This window comes from Microvirga ossetica, assembly GCF_002741015.1.
Taxonomy (GTDB): domain Bacteria; phylum Pseudomonadota; class Alphaproteobacteria; order Rhizobiales; family Beijerinckiaceae; genus Microvirga; species Microvirga ossetica.
Genome location: NZ_CP016619.1, coordinates 43,587 through 65,895, shown reverse-complemented (window position 1 = coordinate 65,895; position 22,309 = coordinate 43,587). Strand labels below are relative to the sequence as shown.

The window sequence follows — 22,309 nt, the reverse complement described above, 5'->3', positions numbered from 1 at the left end:
AGGATCGGATTGTGCGGGCTCCCTCAGGCCAAGTCAGGGTTGAGACAATCGCGCGCGGTCTCGTTCATCCGTGGGGTCTCGCCTTCCTGCCCGATGGACAAATGCTGGTCACCGAGCGTCCTGGTCGGCTGCGGCTGGTGTCCCGGGATGGGGGCGTATCCGCACCGCTGGCTGGGGTCTCACGTGTGTTCGCGCGAGGGCAGGGTGGGCTGCTCGATGTGGCACTCGCCCCGGACTTCGCCTCCAGCCGCTGGGTCTATCTCGCCTATGCCGAGCCCGGCTCCGGCGGCAGCGGAACCGCCGTGGCGCGGGGACGTTCGGTGGCCCGCGGCGTGGTTCGGCTGACAGTGCAGGGGCAGCAGGTCACGGGAGCGGAGCGCATAGCCTTAGGCCAGCGAGTCCGGGACGTGCGGCAAGGTCCGGATGGTGCGGTGTACGTGCTGACGGACCAGGCGAGGGGCGGGATCCTGCGTCTGACGCCAGCTGGTTGAGGTGGATAGCAAAGAGGCTGTCAGAGCTGGCACTGTCCCACCCACCTGAGGGTGTTCAGGCGCAGCGGGCTCCGTTCTCCCGTGCGTGGCAGGCATAAAAGCATCCCGGGGCAACGGACAAAAGAAAAGCCCCGGCTTTCGGCCGGGGCTTCGCGATCACTCGGTCCGCTTGTCCTTACGCTCTGCGGTTGCCCACGAGCGCGAGGAGGAACTGGAACATGTTGATGAAGTCAAGATACAGCGTCAGGGCGCCGAACACGGAGGCCTTCGCGGCAGTCTCGGAGTCGAAATTGCCGTAGAGGTACATCTCCTTCAGCTTCTGCGTGTCGTAGGCCGTCAGGCCTGCGAAGATCAGCACGCCGATCACGGAAATGCCGAACTGCAGCATGCTCGATGCCACGAAGATGTTGACGATCGAGGCCAGGATCAGGCCGACGAGACCCATGATCAGGAACGAGCCCATGCCGGATAGGCTGCGGTTCGTGGTGTAGCCCCAGAGCGACAGCGAGCCGAAGGCCGCCGCCGTGATGAAGAACACCTGCACGACGCTCGCGCCGGTGTAGCGGATGAGCAGCGTCGAGAGCGAAGCACCCATCACCGCCGCGAAGGCGAAGAAGGTGCCGCGGGCCGCAGCCGCCGACATCCGGTCCATCCGGAACGAGAAGAAGAAGATGAAGGCCAGCGGCGCCAGCGCCACGACCCACATCAGCGGCGAGCCGTACAGCGTCGCGCCGAACTGGGTCAGGTTCACGCCGCCTATGCGGGCGACGGCCTGGGACGGGTCGCTCGTCGTGGCCAGCATGTTGATGCCGAGCGCGACCAGGGCCGAGATGGCCAGACCCAGGACCATGTTGTTGTAGACGCCGAGCATAAAGGCGCGCAGGCCCTGGTCGACCTGAGCTGCCGTCCGGGCAAAGCCGGTGCCATAGGCGGTTTGGTTTTGCTCATACGGTTGCATCGGGCTCTCCGTGGAAAGATGTTTCTCCTGGACAAGATAGGTGCCCCGGTTGAGCTCCCATTCAAGGTCGAATGCTGCTCATGACTCGCTGCAACTGCTTTGCGAGAGCACGATCACGCAGATCGGGGTGAATTATCGCGGCAGCCGCTTGAGCGATGGCAGCGCCGGGAGCGTCAGGGGCGGCGACCGCCTGCCTTGGGTCACGACGGCCAGCAGCGCGGGCGAGGAAGACGATAATTTCGCGCCGCTGAGAACACTCAAATGGCAGGTTCACGTCTATGGTGAGTGCGGCGCCGGGATCGCGGAGGCCTGCGCCCGAAGGGGATTGGCGCTGCACGTGTTCCCTTGGCAAGCGATGACAGCCCGCGCGGGTCTCAAACAGGGCGCCGTGTACCTGGTGCGGCCGGATGGCCATATCGGCCTGGCCGATCCGGACGCCAGCCCGGCCAGGCTGGAACAGTACCTGGACACCCGGGGCGTGCAGCCCTGAGCACCGCACACTGGTCGATCGCGGCCGTGGTGTGCCGGTGCAGGGTTCCGGTGCTGGTTTTCCGGTAACCTGTTTTCCCTGGACGTGCTCACGATCAAGGAAACGGCTGCTTTCAGGATCATAATCGCGTAGCTCTGGTACATGCCCAAGGATGCAATCCATGCTCCACGCAATCTCCCGCTGGCCTTCGGCGCTGGTGCCACCATCGGTGCCCTGGGCGGCCTGATCGGTCTTGGCGGGGCCGAGTTCCGTCTGCCCTTGCTCATCGGGATGTTTCGCTTCGCGGCACTGGAAGCAGTGATCCTGAACAAGGCCACGAGCCTCGTCGTGGTGGCCGCCGCCCTGCCGTTTCGGGCGGGAACGGTGCCCTTCGGGTTGATCACGGCCCATTGGCCCATCGTGCTCAACCTGCTGGCCGGGAGCCTTCTCGGGGCTTTGGTCGGCGCCGGATGGGCAACCCGTCTGAAATCGGAGACCCTCTACAAGGTGATCGCGGTGCTCCTGCTCGCCATCGCGGGAGTGCTGGTGTTCGGCCATGACGCGAGCGCAGGCCAACCTCTCCTTGCCGGGACGGCGCAACTCGTCGCTGGCGTCGCCGCCGGATTTGTGATCGGCATCGTCGCTTCCCTGCTCGGCGTGCCAGGGGGCGAACTGCTCATCCCGACCCTGGTGCTGCTGTTCGGGGCCGACATCAAGCTCGCCGGAAGCCTGTCCCTCGCCGTGAGCCTGCCGACGATGCTGGTCGGGTTTACCCGCTACAGCCGCGATCAGAGCTTCTCCGTCCTCGGTCGAAACCGAGCTTTCCTGCTCGTGATGGCAGCCGGATCGGTCGCCGGCGCGTTCATCGGCGGTCTGCTGCTCGGCGTGGTGCCGGATGCCGTACTGCTTCCGGCCCTGGCGGCGATCCTGCTGATCTCGGCCGTGAAGGTTTGGCGGCACGCGTAACTGCAATCGTTTATGCTCGGGGCGTATTAGCGGAATTCATCGAAATGGCCTGCACCGCATGGCCGTTTTGCCGCCACGCTGAAACCCATCGCACCACGGGCCGTTCACTCCCATTCACGCATGTCAGCCCAGGCCATTCGATCCGCATCGACGGGTTGACAGGATCAAGACCCAAGGAGAATGCCGATGCCCCGCGACGCCTCAGGCGACGTGCGCCTGCCCCACGTCGACGACCTTCACCCGGACGTCGCCACCTTCATGATCGCCCGCGCCTTTGCCGAGGTTTACCGGGATGAGCTGGAGCAGCCCGTCCCCGAAGCGCTGGCGGCGATCCTTCGGAAGACGGAACCGCAGGAGGTGGACGATGGATACCATGCAGCCTGAACCGCACGTCGCCCTGATCGTCGAGGACGATCCCGACGTTCGCGACCTTGCCGCGGCCCTGCTGGAGGAAACCGATCTCGACGTGGTCGAGGTCGAAAGCGCCGACGCAGCCGTGGCCTACCTCCAGGAGCGGGGAGGCGAGGTCGCGATGATGTTCGCCGACGTCCGCCTGCCGCCCGGTGACATGGACGGCGTCCAGCTTGCCAAGGCCGCCTGCACCCTCTGGCCCACGATCCGCATCGTGCTTACGTCGGGCGATCCCGGCGCGGTGTCCGACGGCCTGCCGGACGGCGTCACCTTCATGCCGAAGCCGTGGCGCGGACTCGACGTGCTCGTCGAGGCGGAGAAGGCCGTGCGGGAACCGCAAGCACCGGTGACGTGAACATGCTCACGGGCCAGCTTGCGCTCGTTGTCGCCGCCGTGTTCTCTGGCGCGGCCCTCTACATCAACGTTGCCGAGCAGCCCGCCCGCCTGGAGCTGGACGACCGCTGCCTGCTGACCGAGTGGAAGCCGGCCTATAAGCACGGCACGGCCATGCAGGCTCCGCTGGCCATTGCGGGCTTCCTGCTCGGGCTCGCGGCATGGTGGCAGAGCGGTCACGTCGGATGGCTTCTCGGGGCGCTGCTCATGATCGCGAACTGGCCTGTCACGTTCCTCGCCATCATGCCGACCAACAAGCGACTGATGGCAACCGAGCCTGCCGCGGCTGGTGCCGAGAGCCGGGCGATGATCGAACGGTGGGGCTCGCTTCACGCTGTGCGGACCGCGCTTGGCGTTGCGGCCTGCCTCGCGTTCCTCTGGGCCTCCCTCTCCTGAGCAGCTCGCCCTGGACGGACATCGGTCCCAGTGGCGGTGCCGTCCGGTCTCCAGCACGATGTCTGCCGAGCATTCCGCCTTACCCTGGAAGACGAGCGCGCCTCACATGTCCTCGGCGGTAACAAGGGCGCATCGAGCGATGGGGATGCCGTGGTCACGGGCGATTCATCAGCGGCACCTTCAGGCACGCTGACGGCATAGGGGTGCGCTGCTCCATTGCCTGCATCGCGATCTGGCTCGGAATCTCCTTTGCCTGATGGGCGCTGCCGCGGGAATCTGGCGGGCGATGCAGCGCCTCGCCGATACCGATGCGATGGAGGTGCTGCGAGAACGGGAGGCGGCCATGACCCCAGAGATCCGTCCCGCCACATCCGCCGATGCGGAGGCCTGCGGGCGCATCATCTTCGAGGCCTTCAGGGCCATAGCGGACCAGCACGGCTTCTCCTGGGATTTCCCGTCGGCGGAGGCGGGAACGCAACTTGCCGAGACCTTCATCGCGACCCCGTCCATCTACGGGGTGGTGGCGGAGCTGGACGGACGGGTGGTCGGCAGCAACTTCGTGGCCGAAGGCGACCCGATCCGCGGCATCGGGCCGATCACCGTTGACCCGGCCGTGCAAGGCAGCGGGATTGGGCGGCGGCTCATGGAAGCCGCCCTCGAGCGCGCGGGCGACGCCATGGGCGTGCGCCTCGTCCAGGATGCCTTCAACACCCGTTCGATGCCGCTTTATGCCTCGCTCGGGTTCGACGTCCGGGAGCCGCTCCTGCTGATGCGTGGCACACCCCGCAGCGGGCCGGATCTGGGCTTCTCAGTCCGACCGATGGCAGCCGGGGACGTCGGGGCTTGCACCGATCTCTGCTCGTCTGTCCATGGCGTCGCACGCACCCATGAGCTCCAGGAGGCGCTGCGGGTGTTCACGCCCTTCGTGGTCGAGCGTGAGGGCCGCATCACGGGCTATCTCTCGGCGGCGACGTTCTGGCTGATGAACCATGGTGTCGCCGAAACCGAACTGGACATGCGGGCGCTTCTGGTCGGCGCGGGAGCCATGAGGGCGGAGCCGCTCTCCCTGCTCCTGCCGACGCGGCAGGCAAACCTCTTCCGCTGGTGTCTGCACCAGGGAATGAGGGCCATCAAGCCGATGACGCTCATGACGATGGGCCACTACCAGGAACCGAGGGGCTGCTGCTTCCCATCGGTGCTCTACTGATCGGACTTCGGGATCCGTTCGCGTCCCTATTCGGCAGCCTTTGTCTCGTGGCTCATGGCGGCTGCCGCGAGGCGCCTGGCTTCTTTCTCGGCCGCCTCCTTGCGCTCGCTGTAGCGGTCGGTGAGGTAGTCGGAGCGGTCGCGCGTCAGCAGCGTGAACTTCACGAGCTCCTCCATCACGTCCACGACGCGGTCGTAGTAGGAGGACGGCTTCATGCGCCCGGCCTCGTCGAACTCCTGGAACGCCTTGGCGACCGAGGACTGGTTCGGGATCGTCACCATGCGCATCCAGCGCCCGAGCACCCGCAACTGGTTGACCGCATTGAACGACTGCGAGCCGCCGGAGACCTGCATCACGGCGAGCGTACGCCCTTGCGTCGGCCGCACGGCGCCTACGGAGAGCGGGATCCAGTCGATCTGCGCCTTCATCACCGCGCTCATGGCGCCATGCCGTTCCGGGCTGCACCAGACCTGGCCCTCGGACCACAGCGACAGCTCGCGCAACTCCTGCACCTTGGGATGGTCGCTGGCGGTGGCGTCCGGCAGCGGCAGCCCGTGCGGGTCGAAGACGCGGGTCTCGGCGCCGAAGTGCCGGAGCAGGCGCTCCGCTTCAAGCGTCAGGAAACGGCTGTAAGAGCGTTCCCGCAACGACCCGTAGAGCAGGAGGATGCGGGGAGGATGCGTGGACGGCCGGCGCGGCTCCAGCTTGGCGAGGTCTGGAGTGTCCAGGACCGCAAAGTCGACGTTGGGAAGATCACTCACCGGCCATGGCTCCGGATTTCGACGGGGTCCGTACAGAACTCAGCAGCCACTGCATCAGTGCCATGGCTCCAAGGGCGCCGACGACCTGCGCGACGATGAACATGGGGACGTTGGCCGGCGCGATGCCGTCAAAGCTGTTTGTCAGCGCCCGGGCGATCGTCACGGCGGGATTGGCGAACGAGGTCGAGGCCGTGAACCAGTAAGCGGCCGTGATGTAGAGCCCGACCGCGTAAGGGATCGCCTCGATCCGGAAGCGCACGACCGTCAGGATCGTGACGAGCAGCCCGAAGGTGGCGACAAACTCGGCAAACCATTGCGCCGGCCCGGTCCGGGCAGTCGCGGCGAACTGGAGCAATGGTAGGTCGAACATGCCATGGGCGACCAGCGTGCCGAGGCAGCCGCCGACGATCTGGGCCACCGTATAGGAGCCGACCTCGGGCCAGGGCAAGGCGCGATTGAGTCCCATGACGAGCGAGACCGCCGGGTTGAAGTGGGCACCGGAGATCGGCCCGAGGCCCAGGATCAGGACGACCAGGATCGCCCCGGTCGGGATCGTGTTGCCGAGAAGGGCCAGCGCCACGTTCCCGCCCGCAAGCTTGTCGGCCATGATCCCGGATCCGACCACGGTGGCGACGAGCAGCCCGGTCCCGAGCGCCTCGGCGGCCAGACGTTTTGCGGGCGCAAAGGTGTTGGTCACGCGCTGGCCACCCGCCGCCCGTGCTCGTCCACCACGCGCTCGCCGTCTTCCTTGACGAACTCGCCCTGCTGCGGCGGCAGGAGATCAAGGACCTCTTCGGATGGTCGGCACAGGCGCACGCCCTTGGGCGTGACGACGATGGGGCGATTGATCAGGATCGGATGCGCCATCATGGCGTCGAGCAGTTGGTCGTCGGTCAGGTCAGGATTGTCGAGGCCGAGTTCCATGTAGGGCGCGCCCATCTCGCGGATGACGTGGCGGACCGAAACGCCCATGCGGTCGATGAGCTGGCGCAGCAGGAGGCGGGTCGGCGGCGTCTTCAGGTACTCGATGACATGCGGCTCGAGGCCGGCATTGCGGATCATGGCCAGCGTGTTGCGGGACGTGCCGCAATCCGGGTTGTGGTGGATGATGACGTCCATGGGAATCCTCAGGCCTGGCGGCGGTCGAAGGGAAGGACGGTCGTGGAGGTCGCGCCCTCGAGGCGTCCGATCTCTTCCAGGTGATGGGTAAGGGCGATCTGGTCGAGGCTCGCCATCGGCAGCGCCAGGAAGGCTGCAATCCGGTTCTTGAGGAACTTGAAGGCCTGGACGAAGGCCCGTTCCTTGTCGATGTCCGGACCCTGGATCGCTGCGGGATCCTCGATGCCCCAGTGGGCTGTGGCCGGATGGCCGATCCAGACCGGGCAGGCCTCGCCCGCGGCGCTGTCGCAGACGGTGAAGATGAAGTCCATCACGGGCGCATTCGGTCCGGCGAACTCATCCCAGCTCTTCGAGCGAAAACCGTCCGTTGGATAGCCGAGGCTGTCGAGTACCTTCAGGGCGAATGGATTGACGGCGCCCTTCGGCTGGCTGCCTGCGGAGAACGCGTTGAAGCGGCCGGCGCCGTCCTTGCGCAAGATGCCCTCGGCCAAGATGGAACGGGCGGTGTTGCCCGTGCACAGGAACAGCACGTTGTAGGGTCGCTCAGCCATCGAGGGTCTCCTTCGGGGAACAGCAGGGGGCGAGGGCATCGATCAAGGGAGCGCACACGCCGGGATGGCCGCCGCAGCAATCCTTGAGCAGGAAGGTCACGACCTCGCGGAGCCGATCAAGGTCGGCGCGGTAAATGATCGAGCGGCTCCTGCGCTCGGAGCGGACGAGGCCCGCCCGGGAGAGGATGCCGAGGTGCGAGGACATGGTGTTATGCGGGACGGTGAGCTCGCGGACAATGTCGCCTGCGGGCAGGCCCTCCGGCTCGTGCTTCACCAGCAGCCGGAACACCTCGAGGCGCGTCGGCTGGGCCAAGGCTGCGAGAGACAAGATGACGTTCTCTGATTCCATATGTCGAGACTTATGGAACTGTTAGTGAAATGCAATAGGCCTGCTAAATCGAGAAAGCCCATCGCAATACGATGGACGAGCTTCCCAGAAGCGATCAACTCACGTCGCCAGGTCGGCTAACGGGTTCCCTAGATGCGACCCCTCACACTCTGAGCAAACGATTCAAGGTCACGTGCCCTGGTTAATCAAATCCGTATTAATGACGGACGAAGTCCTTGAAGGGCCCTCAGTGTAACCTGGAGGGTTTGCTGAGCTATGCTTTTGAGAGCGATTCTAAAATGCCTCCTATCCCTTTGAGTTTATTGCGAAACAGCCCCGGATAGCTAGGCTCGCCGTTGGCCAAAGGAACCACAGGCGTGGAACGAGTTGTGGTCACGCGTACAGGGGATGATGTTTGGTCGGTCTCGCACGAGGGGCGGGCCATCTCAGTTCACGTCACTGAGGAACAAGCACTCTCAGCCGCTTTTGCCTTGGCCTCAAATCGTCAGCAGGAGGGATTTGAGGCGGTTGTCGTCGTTACGGCGGGAAGTGTGAAGACGACTTCAACCACTCGTGGGACTGATCCTTAAAACGCCTGACGCCCTTTGTGAGAGTTCTGTAACATGGATGACGATGATGACAAGCTCTTGGTAGTCGCTAAGGAGTCGCCCGCTACCGACAAGTTGTCTCGTGTGCTCAACTGGCTCGGCTTGTTGATCGCATTAGGCATCATCGCTTGGGCTGTCGTGTACGTGCTCGGTTAGTTGCCAAGAAGCAGATGTCACCAACGTTCAGACCATTCCAACATTGACGATCAAACCCACGAGCCTACGCTATACGAGCTCGTAGTAGTGAGGAGAGACCCTCCTAAACGGGCCTTGATCCAGCCACAGTCAAGCTTCACAACTTCAACAACACAAGGGTGCGGAATGACGGGAAGGGATCTGACTGCCGTCTAGGGGGCGGAACAAGAGTTGCTCCCAAACACACGGTAACGGAGTACGTAGCAAGAACGTACCCCATGAACCGAGCGGGAGACCGCCGCAATGGCCCGCTACCGCTTGGATTTTGATGTCTGCGCCATCATTCAGGGCCGAACAACTGATGGAGAAGGATACTGCTCCGAAAGTGACGTCCGTGGGAAAGTGTCGTTGTCCGGTCAGGTTCGAGAAAGCGCATTAACGTAGTTTCAGATGGGTACCCGATCGACGCGAGTATCAACTTGCTTCACGTCGAGTGGCCAATTTGAAAGCTTTATTGGAAAGATTGCTGCTCCGTTCTATCTAATCGTGTTAACAGCAACAGCTCTTGTTCTGAACCCTTACCGCTCAGAATCTCAATCGCTTGTTTCACCACCACCGGATCCGAGACTTTCCAACGAATATTTCCTAAAATTGGCGTCGGAGCGGTCGAAGTACTGATCGCCCATCCAGGCCGAGCGACGCTATAGGCTACCCGCCCGTGAATCCGGCGCTGTGGAGAGAAGCGGAGCATAAACAAATTGGTGCTCACAATGTCGCCCGTGGTCGTGGCTCTGATTGTTGCCGTCGACCGGGCCTAAACTCCGGCCTCCGCTCTCTTCCGGCATGAACCAGCCCCGCGGCTTTTGCATCGTCGGTTCCCCGTAGCGAACTCTGGGAACGGTGGCTGTGGATCGTGGCACATCCAAAAGCTTGGCCTTCGACCTCGGAGAACTGCCGCAATAATGCCTCTGGACGAAGCGTGCTGAGCGAAGCACCATTGCTCCTCAACACCTGTATCCCTGGGGATGAGATGACCAGTCCAAGCGGTCAGAAGGTGCAGAGGCGCCTCGCAGCGATTCTCGCGGCTGACGTGGCAGGCTTCTCCGCGCTTATGGGCCGAGATGAGGAAGGCACCCTCGCCAGGATCAAGACGCTTCGTCGGGACGTCATTGAGCCGAAGGTGAGGGACCATCAGGGGCGCGTGGTAAAAACAACCGGCGATGGCTTTCTGGTTGAGTTCTCAAGCCCTGTCGAGGCGGTTCGCTGTGCTGTGAAAGTCCAGGAGGCTCTCGCGTCAGAAGCCGCTCATGGTGGTGCTCCGGCCCTTCAACTCCGCATTGGCATCAATCTCGGAGACATCATCATTGAAAGTGATGGCGATATCTACGGCGAGGGGGTGAATGTGGCAGCTCGCCTGGAGCAGTTGGCTGAGCCCGGAGGCATTTGCGTCTCCGGCAAAGTCTACGACGAGGTCAGAGATAAACTGCCGTACTCCTTTGAGGATCAGGGTGAGCAACAGGTCAAGAACATAGCACGAGCTGTGAGGATCTTCCGGCTCTCGGCCGTGACTAAGATGGCGCCCTTGCCTGGAGCGATCTCAAGTCAGCCCCTAACACTGCCAGACCAGCCATCCATCGCAGTATTGCCCTTCGACAACATGAGCGGCGATCCGCAGCAGGAATTCTTCGCGGATGGGATGGCCGAGGACATCATTACCGCACTTTCGCGTCTGCGCTGGTTGCTCGTCATCTCGCGCAACTCCACCTTCGTCTACAAGGGCAAGGCGATCGACGTCCGTCAGGTCGCCCGCGATCTTAGTGTCCGATACATTCTGGAAGGCAGTGTAAGAGTGTCTGGCAGTCGCATCCGCATCACAGCGCAGCTCATCGACGCCGCGAACGGAAAGCATATTTGGGCAGAGCGCTACGACAGGTTGCTGCAGGATGTCTTCGCGGTCCAGGATGAGATCACCGAAAATGTTGTGGCTGCAATCGAACCTCATCTTTATGCCGAGGAGGGTTATAGAGCCCAGAACAAGCCTCCCGAAAGTGTCGATACCTGGGGCCTTGTCGTGTCAGCAATGACCTTGATCAACAAGGCGCAACGCAAATCGAACGAAGAGGCGCAGGCGCTTCTTCAACGCGCCATCATTCGTGAGCCAAGTTATGCGAGAGCGTACGCCATTCTCAGTTGGGCGGTGTGGTGGGAAACCTTCTGCTACTGGCGCCCAAGGGAGGAAGGCTTTCGAGAGATGACCGATCTTGCCAAGCGCGCTTTGGCCATTGATCCGAGCGAGCCTTGGGCCATGATGAGCTATGGTTTCAGCTTGAGCACGATGGGTCACCATGACCGTGCCTTGGAGGAGATGAAGAGGGCTCTCGAGATCAATCCGAGCTGGGCTCTTGGGCGCACCATGTATGGGGTTGCCCTTCTCAGGGCTGGCTACTTTGCCGAGGCTGTCAACGAGACAGGAAAGGCCATACGGATGAGCCCGTTGGATACGTTTGCCGGGATCTACGTGGCATTTCATGGTCTGACCCTGCTCGGAGACCGCCGCTTCTCGGACGCTCTGTCCTTCTTGCGCCGTGCGGTCGTAGCCTTCCCGGAATTTCCGGGGCACCACAATGCGCTGATCAGCTGCTGTGGGCATCTCGGCCTTGTGGAGGAGGCACAGGCACATATCCAGCAACGTAACCAAATCGGCCCCCCAATCACCGTTAATCGCCTCCGCGCAAATCTGGGGGCTTATGCTCACTGCGAGCTGTTCATCGAGGGTCTGAGAAAGGCTGGCGTGCCGGAATAAGGACTTGCTCGGACCAGTCAGGCGGCGAACCTCCATAGAAATACCTGTCTTCCACTGACCGACCAATGTCGGAAAGGTAGCGGGACATGCCCAGAACCGATCACTTGCCGCACTCGAGACACGAACCTGTGATCTCATTGTTTGCATCAGCCTTGTGTGCAGCGTCGAGCCGCCACCTCGGTCAAGAACGGCGGAGTTCTGGCTGATGTCTCCACCAGGGGCGGTATGTGTGCGAATTTGGGCCCATGGTCTCTTGGGAGGTTGAAATGCCGGCTCCAATCACCATCAGGTACGATCTTGACTCAGGGACGCTTGTCCAACGGGGAAGCCAAAGCCCGGGTGCATCGGGCGCGGCGGAGCAGGACAACTTCCTCGGGAGCCTGATTGCGTTGTCGGGTGCGACCTTCGCGCCAGGAGACACTCAGCTAACCGTCCGTGTTGAGTTCGTCGACCGGGAAACCGGCGTCACGCAGTCCCTGCGGTTGAAGGACTTGGGTGTCGGTTCGCCCTACAATCCTTCATCATTTGTGGGCGCCACCCTCGGGGATCCTCCGCCGGCCGTGTTCCCCAACAACCATAAATTCGCACCGGGATTGAGCTTCGGCGGTCCGACCCTTCCCGCCGGTGCACAGCTGACCGTGGATACCGCCCTAATAGGGGTGATCGGCGCAGCCCTTCCGCCCCCCAGTATGACGGCCAACCCCGTAACTGATTTTGCCGCACCCAATATTGTTTCATCAGACCCGAACGCCTTCGAGTATGTGATGCTGCCCGACCTTCTCGACGGCAACCAAGAGGCCACGTTCAGCGGGTTCACGCTTACCCTCACAGCCGCGCTTCCGGCGGGCGTGTCCAGTTTCTCGCTGGATCGGATGCAGTTCAACCTGGGCAGCGCGCAGGTTGACCTACTTCGTGACGCTCTGCCCCTGCATGACGTCCGCTTTGGCACTGATGCTCGAAACAACTTCACGGCCACGGACGCGCCAGCAATCTTCTTTGGCGAGGGTGGGAACGACAGCCTCACGGGCGGCGCGTTCGCCGATATTCTCTTTGGGCAGGAGGGTCACGATCAACTGTCGGGCGGCTTTGCCAACGACCGCCTGTTCGGCGGCGACGGTAACGACCGGATCAACGGCGGGGGAGACGATGACGAGATCCAGTGTGGGGCCGGCAATGACCGAGCCGACGGCGGCGCAGGCGATGACCGGGTCTTTGGTGGCTCAGGGCATGATCGCCTGAACGGTGGTGAGGGTGACGACCGGGTGCGAGGGGACAGCGGAAATGATCGCCTTGATGGCGGACTGGGTGCGGACTTTCTAACGGGCGGGGCAGGCTTCGACCGCTTTACCTTCAGCACAGCCCTTGGCCCAGAGAATATCGACACGATCAACGACTTCCGGAGCTCTGATACGATTGTGCTGGACAACGATGTATTCACGGGCTTGACCGCTGGCGTGCTGCGCGGCAGCGCGTTCCGAGTGGGCACGGCCGCGGTCGACAGCAGCGACCGGATTATCTACGACACGGTCTCGGGCGCCTTGTATTTTGACTTCGATGGTGTTGGAGGGGCAGACCAGACGCAGTTTGCAACGATTGCCGGAAGCCCCAACAATGTCGCCGCAAGAGACCTGCTGGTGATCCTGTAAAGTAGAATCGGTCTGTTGCAAGGTTCAGAACAAGAGTTATTTTGGCTGACACGATTAGATAGAACGAAGCGACAACCCTTCTGATAATGCTTCCAGATTAGCCACTCGGCGCACAGCGAGAAAATGCTCATGCCGATTAGGTACCTGTCTGAGATTATTGCGCAAGCCGGCACTCGAACCTGTCTGGACAACGACGCTCTCTATTGGACGACGCATTCAGGAGCAGTACATTTTAAGGCGGGTGTCGACCCTGGATTTTGTGGATTCTGTCGCAGACACCGAAATCAAAAGTACTTTCAGCTGTTGTGGCATTCTCTCGTTCGTTTGGTAGAGACACGTTCTCACTTAGTACTCCGTCACCGCGCGGTTGGAAACAGCTCTTGTTCCGATGCTCTGTTGTGACACATAAAAACCAGAAGTGATCCGGGCTCCTACTCCTATGCAAGTTTAGTTAAATAACGAGGAAATCCCTGTGGGTCAGCGCAATTTTCTTGGAGATCGTTGCGAACGCCACTCCAGCAATCTTACCCGTGCCATCTGCGTCGTAATAGAGGATGCCGCTATCCCGGTCGTAGATGATCCGATCTGACGCGCTATGTGCTTTGCCCGTGTTGTTGGCCCAAAACGCTGGTGCTTTCAGATCACCATCCTTGCCGACTCTGGTAAAGAAAGAATTGCTGATCCATAGTGTATCATCGACAATGCGGAAATCTTGGATCGAATCTTTGTTGGTTTTGGCATCGAGCTTGGTGTCAAACACGAACATGTCCGCCCCTGTTCCCCCATAGAGCTTATCACGCCCCGCGCCGCCGAAGAGGTTGTCGCTCCCGTCAAGCCCTCTAAGCACGTCACTGCCACCGAGACCCTTCAGAACATTCGCAACCTCATTGCCGGTCAGAGTATTGCTGCCGTTGTTGCCGGTGAAAGTTACCCGCGGGGGCTGGTCTAATGGCACAAATGGATGAGGTTCCGAATGACGAGGCAAGAGGGCTTCAACCGCCACATTTCCATCGCCGAAGTGGAAGGCTTCAACCTCGATGATTACGTCTATCCCTAGATCGCCATCAAGAGACCAATTGTCCGTGATGGTAATTGAGCCATCGGCATTCTTGGTGATGGTGAAGTCCACGCGAGCGCCATTGATCTCAACGTGATCGTAACCTTCCCCTCCGCTGATGGTGTCGTTGCCAACCCCGCCATTAAGCTGATCGTTCCCACCGCCACCATAGATGACATCATTGCTGTTGCCACCCGCAATGGTGTTGTTGTTATCATTGCCGTAGCCAACAAAACTGCCTGAGCCAGAGAATGCGAGGGTTTCGATGTCAACTCCAAGCCGATATTCCCTAAGGGTTGTGACAATCGTGTCGTTGCCCATCCATTGATCGCAGTTGTCGACCACAACATCGTCAGGGCTGTTCACATGGTAAGTGTCCGATCCATTGCCGCCGATTAGTGTGTCAGCCCCAGTGCCGCCGTCCAGCGTAGCAGCCACATAGTACTGTGCACCTTCCATTTCGGTGGCGATTTTTACCACGTTATCGAGATTGTTGCCGACGCCATAGAAATTGACGCCACTGCCAGCAGAGTAATAGGTCAGGTTCTCGACATTACCCCCAAGGGTAAAGCTTTCGATTGGGTTCGGACCGTATTGATTGTAGTTGTAAACGGGTCGAAATTCGACCGTGTCGGTGCCACCATCCCCCGCCGTCTCGATAACGACATCACCTACGCCGACCACGTAAGTATCGTTGCCCAAGCCGCCTTCAAGGCGCTCACCTGAATCGAAATCAGAGTATGCCTCGAACGTATATTGTGAGGGTAGAGAGTACACCCCGCTAATCAGCCGGTCGTCACCATGACCACCAATCAGCGTATCAACGCCGTTCCCGCCGATAAGGGTATCATTTTGTGCCGATCCGGTGATCGAGTCGTTTTCCCACCCACCTTGGATCAATCCCGAACCATTGATAACAGCCATAGTATCGCGACCAGCAAGAGAATTCCGCTAAGATTGGGATAACGCTCCGCCTGAAATTCGCAATGAGCTCGTTGGGCGAGCGAACTAACTCATTTGGTTAAGACAAGAAAAATATGGTTAGACGAAAGCGCATAAGGCTCACAAAAGCCGTATCATAGTCAAATGACCAGGAAGCTCTGGGTCATCTGCAGGTCCTTGGAAGTGATGGCGGTTTTCACATGATCACCCGACCCGTCCCCATCCGGATCATAGTAGATGGCTGCGGTCTTCTTCGAGTAGATGATCATGTCAGTCGCGCGTGCGCCTTATCCTCGATCTGAGGTCGCTCTCCGAATCTGGACGGTGTAGGTGGTTCCGATGATGTGGACACCCCCAACAGCCTTGAATGCAAGAGTGGAGTTGTTGAGCGCCACTGGAGTTACTCGCGCTACTGAATGGAAACTGTGCCCCAAAATTGAGGAGTTGGCCTGGATTGAACGGGCAAGGCCAAGCATCTGGTGCCGGGCCCCTTAGCTGATGCTCCCTAGAGCGCAACCGGCGAAAGCCGGCTTTAGGTTAGGTCATCAGCCTTTTGCCGTTCAGCAGCGTCTCTTTCTTCCCCTAATACACACAGCTAATGTACCTTCGAGCATGTCTTGCATGGAAAGTATTGCAGTGGAGGGATCGCGGTCGTGAGCGCTTGCCCTCTCAAGGCTAAGCTTAGTTCGGTTTCGAGAACGATGTGCGACCGTAGTCTGGTCAAGGGAGTAATGCACTGGATAGGCAATCGATCAACATCGGTGTAAATCCATATGGCATTACGTCCTAAAATCTGGTAAAGGTACTCACTCCGCCAGTCACATGCTTCCGTAGTCTGCTCGGCGTGTACTTCCAGTACATTCACAGTTGCTTGCGTAGTTCTCCTTTCCAGGAGCTATCAAATGCAAGTTCAGTGTCAGCCCGACGAGCGGGAAATTGCCGTTCGCGTCACGGATGGTCTGTGTGATCTCCGTCGAAACACTCCCAAGGAGCCAACAATCCGGTTCACCGGTCCCGATGATGGGTGGCCGCCCAAGCCATGCGATCAACGCAACGTCAACCAAGTTGCCTCGGCGCCGATCTCGGATTTACCCAGCGATGACGCCATTGCCGAGATAGTGAAGGCCGTATTAGACAATGAGCGCGTTCGATTGTTCATTGGCGAACGCTACTCATACATTGGGGCCGATCTTCTGAACTTCCGGAAAAGCTACATGCGTGATCCGGAGCGGCGGCCCCAGGTCCAATTGCTTTTCTACAGCTACACCAATCGGGTCGCCGTGGAGGTCATCACGCTGGGCCAGGAGGTCGAGAAAGTGCTGACGCTGAAAGACTATCAGCCGGTTGAGGGATTGGAAGAAGTTCGTGAGGCCATTCAAATAGCGAGTAACGACAAGCGTCTGAAGGACAAAGTCCGAAATCTCGACGCTCACGGCATTCTGCTGCCCCTGTCCGTCGAGCAAGGCATCGATGAGGGGCGACTCATCTGGGTGACATTTACCGACATTGCCACCACCGACGAGGAACTCCCCGCGCTCTTCGCGGCAATTGTCGACCTCATTGAGCAAAAGGTCGTCGTCGTCAGGACCGATTTCTCCCGGCCGGAGGACACACGCAATGCCAAACGTACGCGCAGGACACGTTGACTGGCACGAGTGGAGTTTCGATTGGGCAGTCTCGGACCGTGAAGGCTTGTCTCTTCTCAACGGGACATACAAGGGCGTGCACATCATCGGCAAGTTCAGTCTGCCGGTGATTCGCGTGAAGTACGAGAAGGACGGAGGTCCCGGGGATGCCGGCAGCGTCGCCGGCGGGCTCGCAGGGGCGGGAGCCGGTGCGGCGGCCGGAGGATCCGTCGGCGGCCCGGTGGGAGCGGTCGTCGGGGCGGTTGTCGGATTCTTCGCCGGGCGAGAGACCGAGTTCGGTCTGGGGGCAGGACCGTACAGTGATCAGATCTACTGGGCGCCGGCTCACCAGGAGTTTCCATTCGTCGGAGACCGGAACAAGTACGGTCTCGTCAAGAACGAGCATACGAACAACGAGTATGTCGGACTGACCGAGTTCAGCCAGGATAACGTCTCATGGATCAGGATGAACGTTTATGCCCGGATTGGCGCATACCATATTCTCCACGAGTGGTTTCTCAGTCGCGACGGGGCTGTGATGTCGAGAGTCGGGAGTAAGGGCGTCGCCATCAACATGAACCACAGCCACCATCCGTACTGGCGGTTGGATTTCGATATCGACGGGCCGGAGAATAATCGGGTTTATGTCGTGTCAAACGATGACTGGCTGTTCTATTCGAACGAGGTCAACGACACCAAGAACATGGCGCGGAACAAGAAATGGGTGGTCCGGAATGAGCTGACTCGCAACCAAGCTTGGATTTTTCCCGTGTCGGATGCCGGAGCAGATGGCTTCGCGACGATGGACGTTGCCGTGCGCCGCTATCACAAGTCCGAGGAATCTACTCCGTGGCCTTTCGCCAAGGGAGAACTCGGGTTCAACGACAACGAGAGCGTCGCCAATGCCGACATCGTCTTCTGGTATGTGGGGCACATGTACCACGAAGTCGGTCATCACGATAATTCCTTCCACTTCGCAGACCTGAAGATCCAGGTCGACCTGGAGTCCTGGCGGGTGATCGGTGCCAGCGGGCCTCTCTGCTACTACCCGATCAATCACCAACTGGAGTTCTGCCGGGTCCGTCGTGACGGGCGCGTATGGCTGCACTGGAAAGACAACAATGGACCCTGGCACCTGCCGGTTCCCCTCACCGAAGCGCAGTTCGCACGTCACGGCGGCCGTATCGTCCTGGCATTCTACCCGATCAACAACCAACTCGAAGCCCTCACCGTTGCTGAAAACGGTGCTGTGCACGTCCTCTGGAAAGCCAATAATGCCCCCTGGCAAGGTCCGGTCCAACTCACGCAGCCTGAGTTTGTCCCCGGCGGCGGCATCACTCTGAGCTACTACCCTCTCAACAACCAGCTCGAAGCGTTGATGGTTGACAAGGACGGGCAGGTCAACATTCTCTGGAAGGCCCAGAATGGTCCTTGGCAGGGTCCAGTGCCGTTCACCCAGTCGGAGTTCCCACCGGGCGGCAGCATCACCTCGACGTTCTATCCGATCAATAACCAGCTTGAAGCCTTGACGATTGGCAATGACGGACGGGTCCGCATTCTCTGGAAGGCCAACAACGAGCCGTGGCAAGGTCCCGTTGCGATCTCACCTGCGAACTTCCCGCCTGGCGGTGGCATTACCTCGGCTTTCTATCCGATCAACAACCAGCTCGAGGCATTGACGATCGACAAGAACGGCCAGGTAAATGTCCTCTGGAAAGCCCAAAATGGTCCCTGGCAGGGACCTGTGCCACTCACCCAGCCGGACTATCCGCCCGGAGGGCAGATCGCATTGGCGTTCTATCCACTCAATAACCAGTTCGAGGCGTTAACGATCGCCAACGACGGTCGGGTGCACCTTCTCTGGAAGGCCAACAACGAGCCGTGGAAGGGGCCGGTCGCAATCTCCCCACCGGGGTTCCCACCCGGAGGTCAGATCGCGTCCGCGTTCTATCCGCTCAACAATCAGCTCGAGGCCGTGACGATCGGCAATGATGAGAAGGTGTATGTGCTGTGGAAGGCCAACAATGAGCCTTGGAAAGGACCGGTACCAATCGAGCCCTAAGCAGCAACCGAAGTTGGTTGTCACACTAACTATGCCGCTCGGCGTCTGCCGATGGGGCCTATGCTCTGATATCGACTTCTACTCGTGGTGTCCTAAGCCTGCGGGTCGCGCGCACCTAAATTCCGCTCGCCTCCCGTCATCCGGCAGGGCCGTGCGTCTCAAACACACGGTTAATGTACTTTGCGGTGGATTCTACATAGAAGGTAGTGCGGCGAAGCGTTCGACGGTCGTCCCGGTTTCTTCCTCGGAACAACTACACGGACCGCCTTGTCCTAGGGCTTGCCGCACGATGGCGGGTCGACGGCTGCGTCTGCGGTGCTGCCACGGCCTTGATGCCGGCGAAGTCCTCGACTTTTGTCCCGTCGGCGCGCAGCAGGTGCACAGAGATTTCCTGGCCATCCTTGTCCTGGAGGCGTAGACTGGACCGTCCTCCTGGAAGGTGGTCTTCCGCCCACGCTCGCAGTGCAACAAGAGCCGGGATTAACGCCCGCCCTGTCTCGGATAGCACGTAGGCCTTGCGCGAGCGCTGGCCAGGCTCGCGGTAGGTTGTCTGCTCGAGAATGCCCGCTTCGATCAGACGTGCCAGGCGGTCGGCGAGGACCGAGCGAGGAATCGCAAGATCCTCGCACATGGCATCGAAGCGCTCGACGCCACACAGCGCCTCCCGCAGAATCAACAATGACCAACCGTCTCCAATCGCCCCGATCGCACGCGCGAGGGCGCATTCGGCAAGCGGGATGGGAGAGCGTCCGACGGGTTCTGTTGTCTTTGTTTCAGTAGCTGTCATTCTTGCACGATAACAGAGTTTGATTTTCGAACCCAGCCCTTCTATGCTGGGTCCATTAGACAAACTCAGGAGGGCGCCACATGCCGACCTCGTCCCAAACCCGGCCCTGGCCGAAAGCTGGATCGGGCGAAGCACTGATCGTGCTGTCCTTGGCGCTCGCTCCGGCGATCGGGCTCGGGATCACGCGGTTTGCCTATGCACTCCTGCTGCCCGATATGCGGGCCAGCCTCGGATGGAGCTATGCCGAGGCGGGCTGGATGAACACCTCGAACGCCCTGGGATACTTTCTGGGCGCCCTGGTGGCATCGCGTGTGATCGCTCGAAGCGGGGCGTTTGCCGTGATGGCAAGCGGAACAGCCGCGTGTGTTGCCTCGCTCGGGCTCTGCGTCGGCTTTGTCGACTTCTGGGGCCTCAATGCAGCCCGCTTCATTGCCGGCCTCGGCGGCAGCTTCTCGTTTGTGGCGGGGGGCGTACTGGCCGCTCATGTGGCCCATCGTCATCCGGACCGAGGCGCATTTCTGTTGGCCTTGTTCTACGCCGGGCCGGGTCTTGGAATCTTCCTGTCCGGGGTGTCGGTGCCGCTGTTGTTATCATGGGAGGGTCCGCGCACCTGGCAGGATGCCTGGGGGGCTCTCGCGCTGCTGTCACTTCTGCTATCGCTCGGCCTAATCCTGGCCCGTGGACAGCAGGAACAGGAGGCAGGAAACGGCCGTCAGGCCGCTCCGGTCACACGGATCGTCCCGCTTCTGAGTGGGTATTTTCTGTTCGGCGCCGGCTACATCGCCTACATGACCTTCATGATCGCCTGGGTCCAGGAGAGCGGGCATGGGGCGTTCGCCCAAGCCCAGTTCTGGTCCCTGATCGGCTTGGCTGCGATGGCATCGCCGTGGCTGTGGTCGGACGTGCTTGCGTCGCAGAAGCACGGGCGAGCCTTCGCCCTGTTGATGGCAGTGACAGCGATTGGCGCAGCCCTTCCAATGGTCTCAAGCAGTATGCCAGCGCTCTTGATCTCGGCCGCCGTGTTTGGCTCAACGTTCTTTTCGGTTGTTGCGGCCACGACCGCGTTTGTCCGTCGTAACCTTCCCCGCTCGGCCTGGGCATCCGCCATCGGTGCGCTGACCGTTACCTTCGGCGTGGGGCAGACCGTCGGTCCAGTCGCCATCGGAGCGCTGACCGACTTGACAGGAGCGCTGTCCGGCGGTCTCTGGACGTCTGTCGTATTACTGATCCTAGGGGCCGGGATCGGCATCATGCAACGCGATCTCGCCTGATGCGGACGGTCTGGAACGTCCGAAGGCTATCGGCGCGAACGGATGCGTCCTTCTCGGCGACCCACGGTTCTTCAGTCGCTTCGGATTTGAAGTTCACCCAGAGTTATGTCTCGCTGGCGTGCCACCCGAGTACTTCCCGGCATTGCCATTCGAGAGCGACATCCTCTTGGGCATTGTTCGCTGAACGACGCGTTCGGGCCCCGCACCCAAGTACGGCTGGCGAGGGACAGGACAGTGGCTCGGACCGGGTCAGCGCAAGATCTGCTCGTGATTGAGCGCCAAGATAGAACGGATCCGCAGCCCTTTCGGCGCGGCGCGATAGCTGACGATCAGTATTACGGCAAAAGAAAGTTCCCGATAACCCGCTAACACATTGGTGCCTCGGCGCTACTTCTCGATACTCAACCCATCAATTGGGCGTGTAAAAGCTGACCAAGAGAACGGGCGGACGCGCGGGCCTCTGGCCTAACCCGAATAGAAAAGCTCGCTTCTCCCACTTCCGGAAGATCCAAAAGCTTTCCGGCATCAACAAGTCCAGGACCAATCCAGCGGGTTGTGCGCAAAGTCACGGCGACCCCAGCTGTAACAGCCGTGCGAAGGCCTGAGAGGCTCTGACTGGTCGCGGCAATTCTGTATCGCCGGCGTGCTTGATCGAGGGCCGACAGAGCAGCACTCCGAAACCCGCACGGTGCGTCCAGCAACGCCAAAGGCAACTCATCTCCTCCTGTGGCAAGTCCCTCGACCGACGAAATCCAAACCATCGGTTCGCGAAGAACTCCGACCTCGTCCCCCGAGGGAGCCGCTCGCATCGCAATCAAGACGTCAACTTCTCCTTGCTCGAAGGCTTGTAGAAGCTCAATCGATCGCCCGACGCGGAGCTGGAGACCAATTCTCGGGTGGGTCGTGGCAAACAGCCGGACCAGCGGAGCCAACCCGCCTTCCGCAAAATCTTGGGTCGTGGCCAGACTGATCCGCCCTTCGGCTCGGGCACCTTTGAGGCTGAGCATCGCCTGCTGATGAGCATCAAGAATCCGTCTCGCGTGCCCTGCAAGCTCCTCTCCGGCAAGTGTGAGGGAGCGCCCTCGTCCGGCGGGTGTGAGAAGGCTCTCGCCGACCAGATTTTCCAACCGCTGCATCTGTGCTGTCACGGCTGAAGGGGAGCGCCCCACAATTTCTGCCGCACGCACGAGCGATCCTGAATCGGCAAACGCCAAGAATGTTCGTAGGAGATCGGGATCCAGGTAATGCATAATTCGATTTTATTGAAACAACGGTGAAAAACAATTTGATTTTTCCGAAGCATCCTTCGTGAGACACTGCAGG

Annotated in this window: 23 protein-coding genes and 2 pseudogenes; 15 read left to right on the top strand and 10 right to left on the bottom strand. The window is 60.5% G+C overall.

All coding sequences use genetic code 11. The features are described from left to right. Positions 1 to 8: 8 nt before the first annotated feature. Positions 9 to 317, top strand: a pseudogene (locus BB934_RS51500) (PQQ-dependent sugar dehydrogenase); the annotation flags it as partial. Continuing rightward, entirely contained in the window at positions 303 to 491 is a 189-nt protein-coding gene (locus BB934_RS51495; RefSeq protein WP_237050787.1) for a PQQ-dependent sugar dehydrogenase, read from the top strand. The pseudogene BB934_RS51500 and the gene BB934_RS51495, both read left to right, overlap by 15 nt. Before the next feature lie 175 nt (positions 492 to 666). Here BB934_RS51495 and BB934_RS38225 read toward each other — a convergent pair whose 3' ends face one another. Beyond that, positions 667 to 1,449 carry a Bax inhibitor-1/YccA family protein gene (locus BB934_RS38225; RefSeq protein ID WP_099514938.1) on the bottom strand — a complete coding sequence of 261 codons (783 nt, stop codon included), beginning with the start codon at positions 1,447 to 1,449 and terminating at the stop codon, positions 667 to 669. Between the two features lie 49 nt (positions 1,450 to 1,498). Between BB934_RS38225 and BB934_RS38220 the strand changes: the two genes are divergently transcribed. The 6 genes from BB934_RS38220 (at position 1,499) to BB934_RS38195 (ending at position 5,291) form a co-directional block, all read left to right on the top strand. Beyond that, positions 1,499 to 1,939 carry an FAD-dependent monooxygenase gene (locus BB934_RS38220; protein ID WP_099514937.1) on the top strand — a complete coding sequence of 147 codons (441 nt, stop codon included), beginning with the start codon at positions 1,499 to 1,501 and terminating at the stop codon, positions 1,937 to 1,939. Between the two features lie 141 nt (positions 1,940 to 2,080). After that, positions 2,081 to 2,884 carry a sulfite exporter TauE/SafE family protein gene (locus BB934_RS38215; protein ID WP_099514936.1) on the top strand — a complete coding sequence of 268 codons (804 nt, stop codon included), beginning with the start codon at positions 2,081 to 2,083 and terminating at the stop codon, positions 2,882 to 2,884. Positions 2,885 to 3,070: 186 nt separating this feature from the next. Beyond that, on the top strand, positions 3,071 to 3,268 hold the full coding sequence (locus BB934_RS38210; RefSeq protein WP_099514935.1) for a hypothetical protein: 198 nt from the start codon (positions 3,071 to 3,073) through the stop codon (positions 3,266 to 3,268). Continuing rightward, positions 3,249 to 3,650 carry a response regulator gene (locus tag BB934_RS38205; protein ID WP_099514934.1) on the top strand — a complete coding sequence of 134 codons (402 nt, stop codon included), beginning with the start codon at positions 3,249 to 3,251 and terminating at the stop codon, positions 3,648 to 3,650. The genes BB934_RS38210 and BB934_RS38205 overlap by 20 nt, the downstream gene beginning before the upstream one ends. A gap of 2 nt (positions 3,651 to 3,652) precedes the next feature. Further along, positions 3,653 to 4,084 (top strand): anthrone oxygenase family protein, encoded by a 432-nt coding sequence (locus BB934_RS38200; protein WP_099514933.1) that lies wholly within the window; start codon positions 3,653 to 3,655, stop codon positions 4,082 to 4,084. Positions 4,085 to 4,340: 256 nt separating this feature from the next. Continuing rightward, positions 4,341 to 5,291, top strand: coding sequence for a GNAT family N-acetyltransferase (locus tag BB934_RS38195; RefSeq protein WP_237050711.1), 951 nt, complete (start codon positions 4,341 to 4,343; stop codon positions 5,289 to 5,291). A gap of 26 nt (positions 5,292 to 5,317) precedes the next feature. On the opposite strand, the gene arsH is transcribed toward BB934_RS38195, so the two are convergent. Genes arsH through BB934_RS38170 form a run of 5 tightly spaced genes read right to left on the bottom strand, consistent with a single transcriptional unit; the run spans position 5,318 to position 8,071 of the window. Further along, positions 5,318 to 6,052: an arsenical resistance protein ArsH gene (gene arsH / locus BB934_RS38190; protein ID WP_099514932.1), complete on the bottom strand. Its 735-nt coding sequence runs from the start codon at positions 6,050 to 6,052 to the stop codon at positions 5,318 to 5,320. Beyond that, a complete protein-coding gene (locus tag BB934_RS38185; RefSeq protein ID WP_099514931.1) occupies positions 6,045 to 6,749 on the bottom strand; it encodes an aquaporin in 705 nt (234 codons plus the stop codon). Before BB934_RS38185 ends, arsH begins: the two co-directional genes overlap by 8 nt. Next, the gene (gene arsC / locus BB934_RS38180; protein WP_099514930.1) at positions 6,746 to 7,171 is read right to left on the bottom strand and encodes an arsenate reductase (glutaredoxin); all 426 of its coding nucleotides are present in this window, start codon (positions 7,169 to 7,171) and stop codon (positions 6,746 to 6,748) included. The genes BB934_RS38185 and arsC overlap by 4 nt, the downstream gene beginning before the upstream one ends. Before the next feature lie 8 nt (positions 7,172 to 7,179). After that, the gene (locus BB934_RS38175; protein ID WP_099514929.1) at positions 7,180 to 7,722 is read right to left on the bottom strand and encodes an arsenate reductase ArsC; all 543 of its coding nucleotides are present in this window, start codon (positions 7,720 to 7,722) and stop codon (positions 7,180 to 7,182) included. Continuing rightward, complete coding sequence (locus BB934_RS38170) at positions 7,715 to 8,071, bottom strand: ArsR/SmtB family transcription factor (RefSeq protein ID WP_099514928.1); 357 nt, start codon at positions 8,069 to 8,071, stop codon at positions 7,715 to 7,717. The genes BB934_RS38175 and BB934_RS38170 overlap by 8 nt, the downstream gene beginning before the upstream one ends. Positions 8,072 to 8,673: 602 nt before the next feature. Between BB934_RS38170 and BB934_RS47945 the strand changes: the two genes are divergently transcribed. From BB934_RS47945 to BB934_RS38160, 4 genes and pseudogenes are all read left to right on the top strand, one after another. Beyond that, positions 8,674 to 8,814: a hypothetical protein gene (locus BB934_RS47945; RefSeq protein ID WP_157934583.1), complete on the top strand. Its 141-nt coding sequence runs from the start codon at positions 8,674 to 8,676 to the stop codon at positions 8,812 to 8,814. 1,009 nt (positions 8,815 to 9,823) lie between these two features. Beyond that, a pseudogene (locus tag BB934_RS51275) lies at positions 9,824 to 10,261 on the top strand (adenylate/guanylate cyclase domain-containing protein); the annotation flags it as partial. Positions 10,262 to 10,489: 228 nt separating this feature from the next. After that, positions 10,490 to 11,596, top strand: coding sequence for a tetratricopeptide repeat protein (locus BB934_RS49790; protein ID WP_237050708.1), 1,107 nt, complete (start codon positions 10,490 to 10,492; stop codon positions 11,594 to 11,596). Positions 11,597 to 11,862: 266 nt separating this feature from the next. Continuing rightward, the gene (locus BB934_RS38160) at positions 11,863 to 13,242 is read left to right on the top strand and encodes a calcium-binding protein (RefSeq protein WP_157934581.1); all 1,380 of its coding nucleotides are present in this window, start codon (positions 11,863 to 11,865) and stop codon (positions 13,240 to 13,242) included. Between the two features lie 451 nt (positions 13,243 to 13,693). On the opposite strand, the gene BB934_RS50480 is transcribed toward BB934_RS38160, so the two are convergent. Both BB934_RS50480 and BB934_RS50335 read right to left on the bottom strand, forming a co-directional pair. Continuing rightward, positions 13,694 to 15,223: a calcium-binding protein gene (locus tag BB934_RS50480; protein ID WP_099514925.1), complete on the bottom strand. Its 1,530-nt coding sequence runs from the start codon at positions 15,221 to 15,223 to the stop codon at positions 13,694 to 13,696. 158 nt (positions 15,224 to 15,381) lie between these two features. Further along, the gene (locus BB934_RS50335; protein ID WP_257792389.1) at positions 15,382 to 15,510 is read right to left on the bottom strand and encodes a hypothetical protein; all 129 of its coding nucleotides are present in this window, start codon (positions 15,508 to 15,510) and stop codon (positions 15,382 to 15,384) included. A 633-nt stretch (positions 15,511 to 16,143) separates the two neighbouring features. Between BB934_RS50335 and BB934_RS38150 the strand changes: the two genes are divergently transcribed. Both BB934_RS38150 and BB934_RS47940 read left to right on the top strand, forming a co-directional pair. Beyond that, the gene (locus BB934_RS38150; protein ID WP_099514924.1) at positions 16,144 to 16,887 is read left to right on the top strand and encodes a hypothetical protein; all 744 of its coding nucleotides are present in this window, start codon (positions 16,144 to 16,146) and stop codon (positions 16,885 to 16,887) included. A gap of 220 nt (positions 16,888 to 17,107) precedes the next feature. After that, a complete protein-coding gene (locus BB934_RS47940; RefSeq protein ID WP_237050707.1) occupies positions 17,108 to 18,928 on the top strand; it encodes a hypothetical protein in 1,821 nt (606 codons plus the stop codon). A gap of 253 nt (positions 18,929 to 19,181) precedes the next feature. On the opposite strand, the gene BB934_RS38140 is transcribed toward BB934_RS47940, so the two are convergent. Continuing rightward, entirely contained in the window at positions 19,182 to 19,607 is a 426-nt protein-coding gene (locus BB934_RS38140; RefSeq protein WP_237050706.1) for a winged helix-turn-helix transcriptional regulator, read from the bottom strand. A gap of 188 nt (positions 19,608 to 19,795) precedes the next feature. On the opposite strand from BB934_RS38140, the gene BB934_RS38135 reads away from it, so the two are divergent. After that, the gene (locus BB934_RS38135; protein WP_099514922.1) at positions 19,796 to 20,986 is read left to right on the top strand and encodes a YbfB/YjiJ family MFS transporter; all 1,191 of its coding nucleotides are present in this window, start codon (positions 19,796 to 19,798) and stop codon (positions 20,984 to 20,986) included. A 401-nt stretch (positions 20,987 to 21,387) separates the two neighbouring features. Here the strand turns inward: BB934_RS38135 and BB934_RS38130 are convergent, their stop codons facing one another. Then, complete coding sequence (locus BB934_RS38130) at positions 21,388 to 22,236, bottom strand: LysR substrate-binding domain-containing protein (RefSeq protein WP_099514921.1); 849 nt, start codon at positions 22,234 to 22,236, stop codon at positions 21,388 to 21,390. Positions 22,237 to 22,309 lie beyond the last annotated feature (73 nt).

Bases quoted from the DNA above. Each gene is read 5' to 3' on its own strand.
- BB934_RS38210 (WP_099514935.1), top strand. From the start codon at position 3,071: ATGCCCCGCGACGCCTCAGGCGACGTGCGCCTGCCCCACGTCGACGAC.
- BB934_RS38130 (WP_099514921.1), bottom strand. From the start codon at position 22,236: ATGCATTACCTGGATCCCGATCTCCTACGAACATTCTTGGCGTTTGCC.
- BB934_RS38195 (WP_237050711.1), top strand. From the start codon at position 4,341: ATGGGCGCTGCCGCGGGAATCTGGCGGGCGATGCAGCGCCTCGCCGAT.
- BB934_RS38150 (WP_099514924.1), top strand. From the start codon at position 16,144: ATGCAAGTTCAGTGTCAGCCCGACGAGCGGGAAATTGCCGTTCGCGTC.
- BB934_RS38175 (WP_099514929.1), bottom strand. From the start codon at position 7,722: ATGGCTGAGCGACCCTACAACGTGCTGTTCCTGTGCACGGGCAACACC.
- BB934_RS38160 (WP_157934581.1), top strand. From the start codon at position 11,863: ATGCCGGCTCCAATCACCATCAGGTACGATCTTGACTCAGGGACGCTT.
- BB934_RS50480 (WP_099514925.1), bottom strand. From the start codon at position 15,223: ATGGCTGTTATCAATGGTTCGGGATTGATCCAAGGTGGGTGGGAAAAC.
- BB934_RS38225 (WP_099514938.1), bottom strand. From the start codon at position 1,449: ATGCAACCGTATGAGCAAAACCAAACCGCCTATGGCACCGGCTTTGCC.
- BB934_RS47945 (WP_157934583.1), top strand. From the start codon at position 8,674: ATGGATGACGATGATGACAAGCTCTTGGTAGTCGCTAAGGAGTCGCCC.
- BB934_RS38200 (WP_099514933.1), top strand. From the start codon at position 3,653: ATGCTCACGGGCCAGCTTGCGCTCGTTGTCGCCGCCGTGTTCTCTGGC.
- BB934_RS38215 (WP_099514936.1), top strand. From the start codon at position 2,081: ATGCCCAAGGATGCAATCCATGCTCCACGCAATCTCCCGCTGGCCTTC.
- BB934_RS38170 (WP_099514928.1), bottom strand. From the start codon at position 8,071: ATGGAATCAGAGAACGTCATCTTGTCTCTCGCAGCCTTGGCCCAGCCG.
- BB934_RS49790 (WP_237050708.1), top strand. From the start codon at position 10,490: ATGGCCGAGGACATCATTACCGCACTTTCGCGTCTGCGCTGGTTGCTC.
- BB934_RS38205 (WP_099514934.1), top strand. From the start codon at position 3,249: ATGGATACCATGCAGCCTGAACCGCACGTCGCCCTGATCGTCGAGGAC.
- arsC (WP_099514930.1), bottom strand. From the start codon at position 7,171: ATGGACGTCATCATCCACCACAACCCGGATTGCGGCACGTCCCGCAAC.
- BB934_RS50335 (WP_257792389.1), bottom strand. From the start codon at position 15,510: ATGATCATCTACTCGAAGAAGACCGCAGCCATCTACTATGATCCGGAT.
- BB934_RS38135 (WP_099514922.1), top strand. From the start codon at position 19,796: ATGCCGACCTCGTCCCAAACCCGGCCCTGGCCGAAAGCTGGATCGGGC.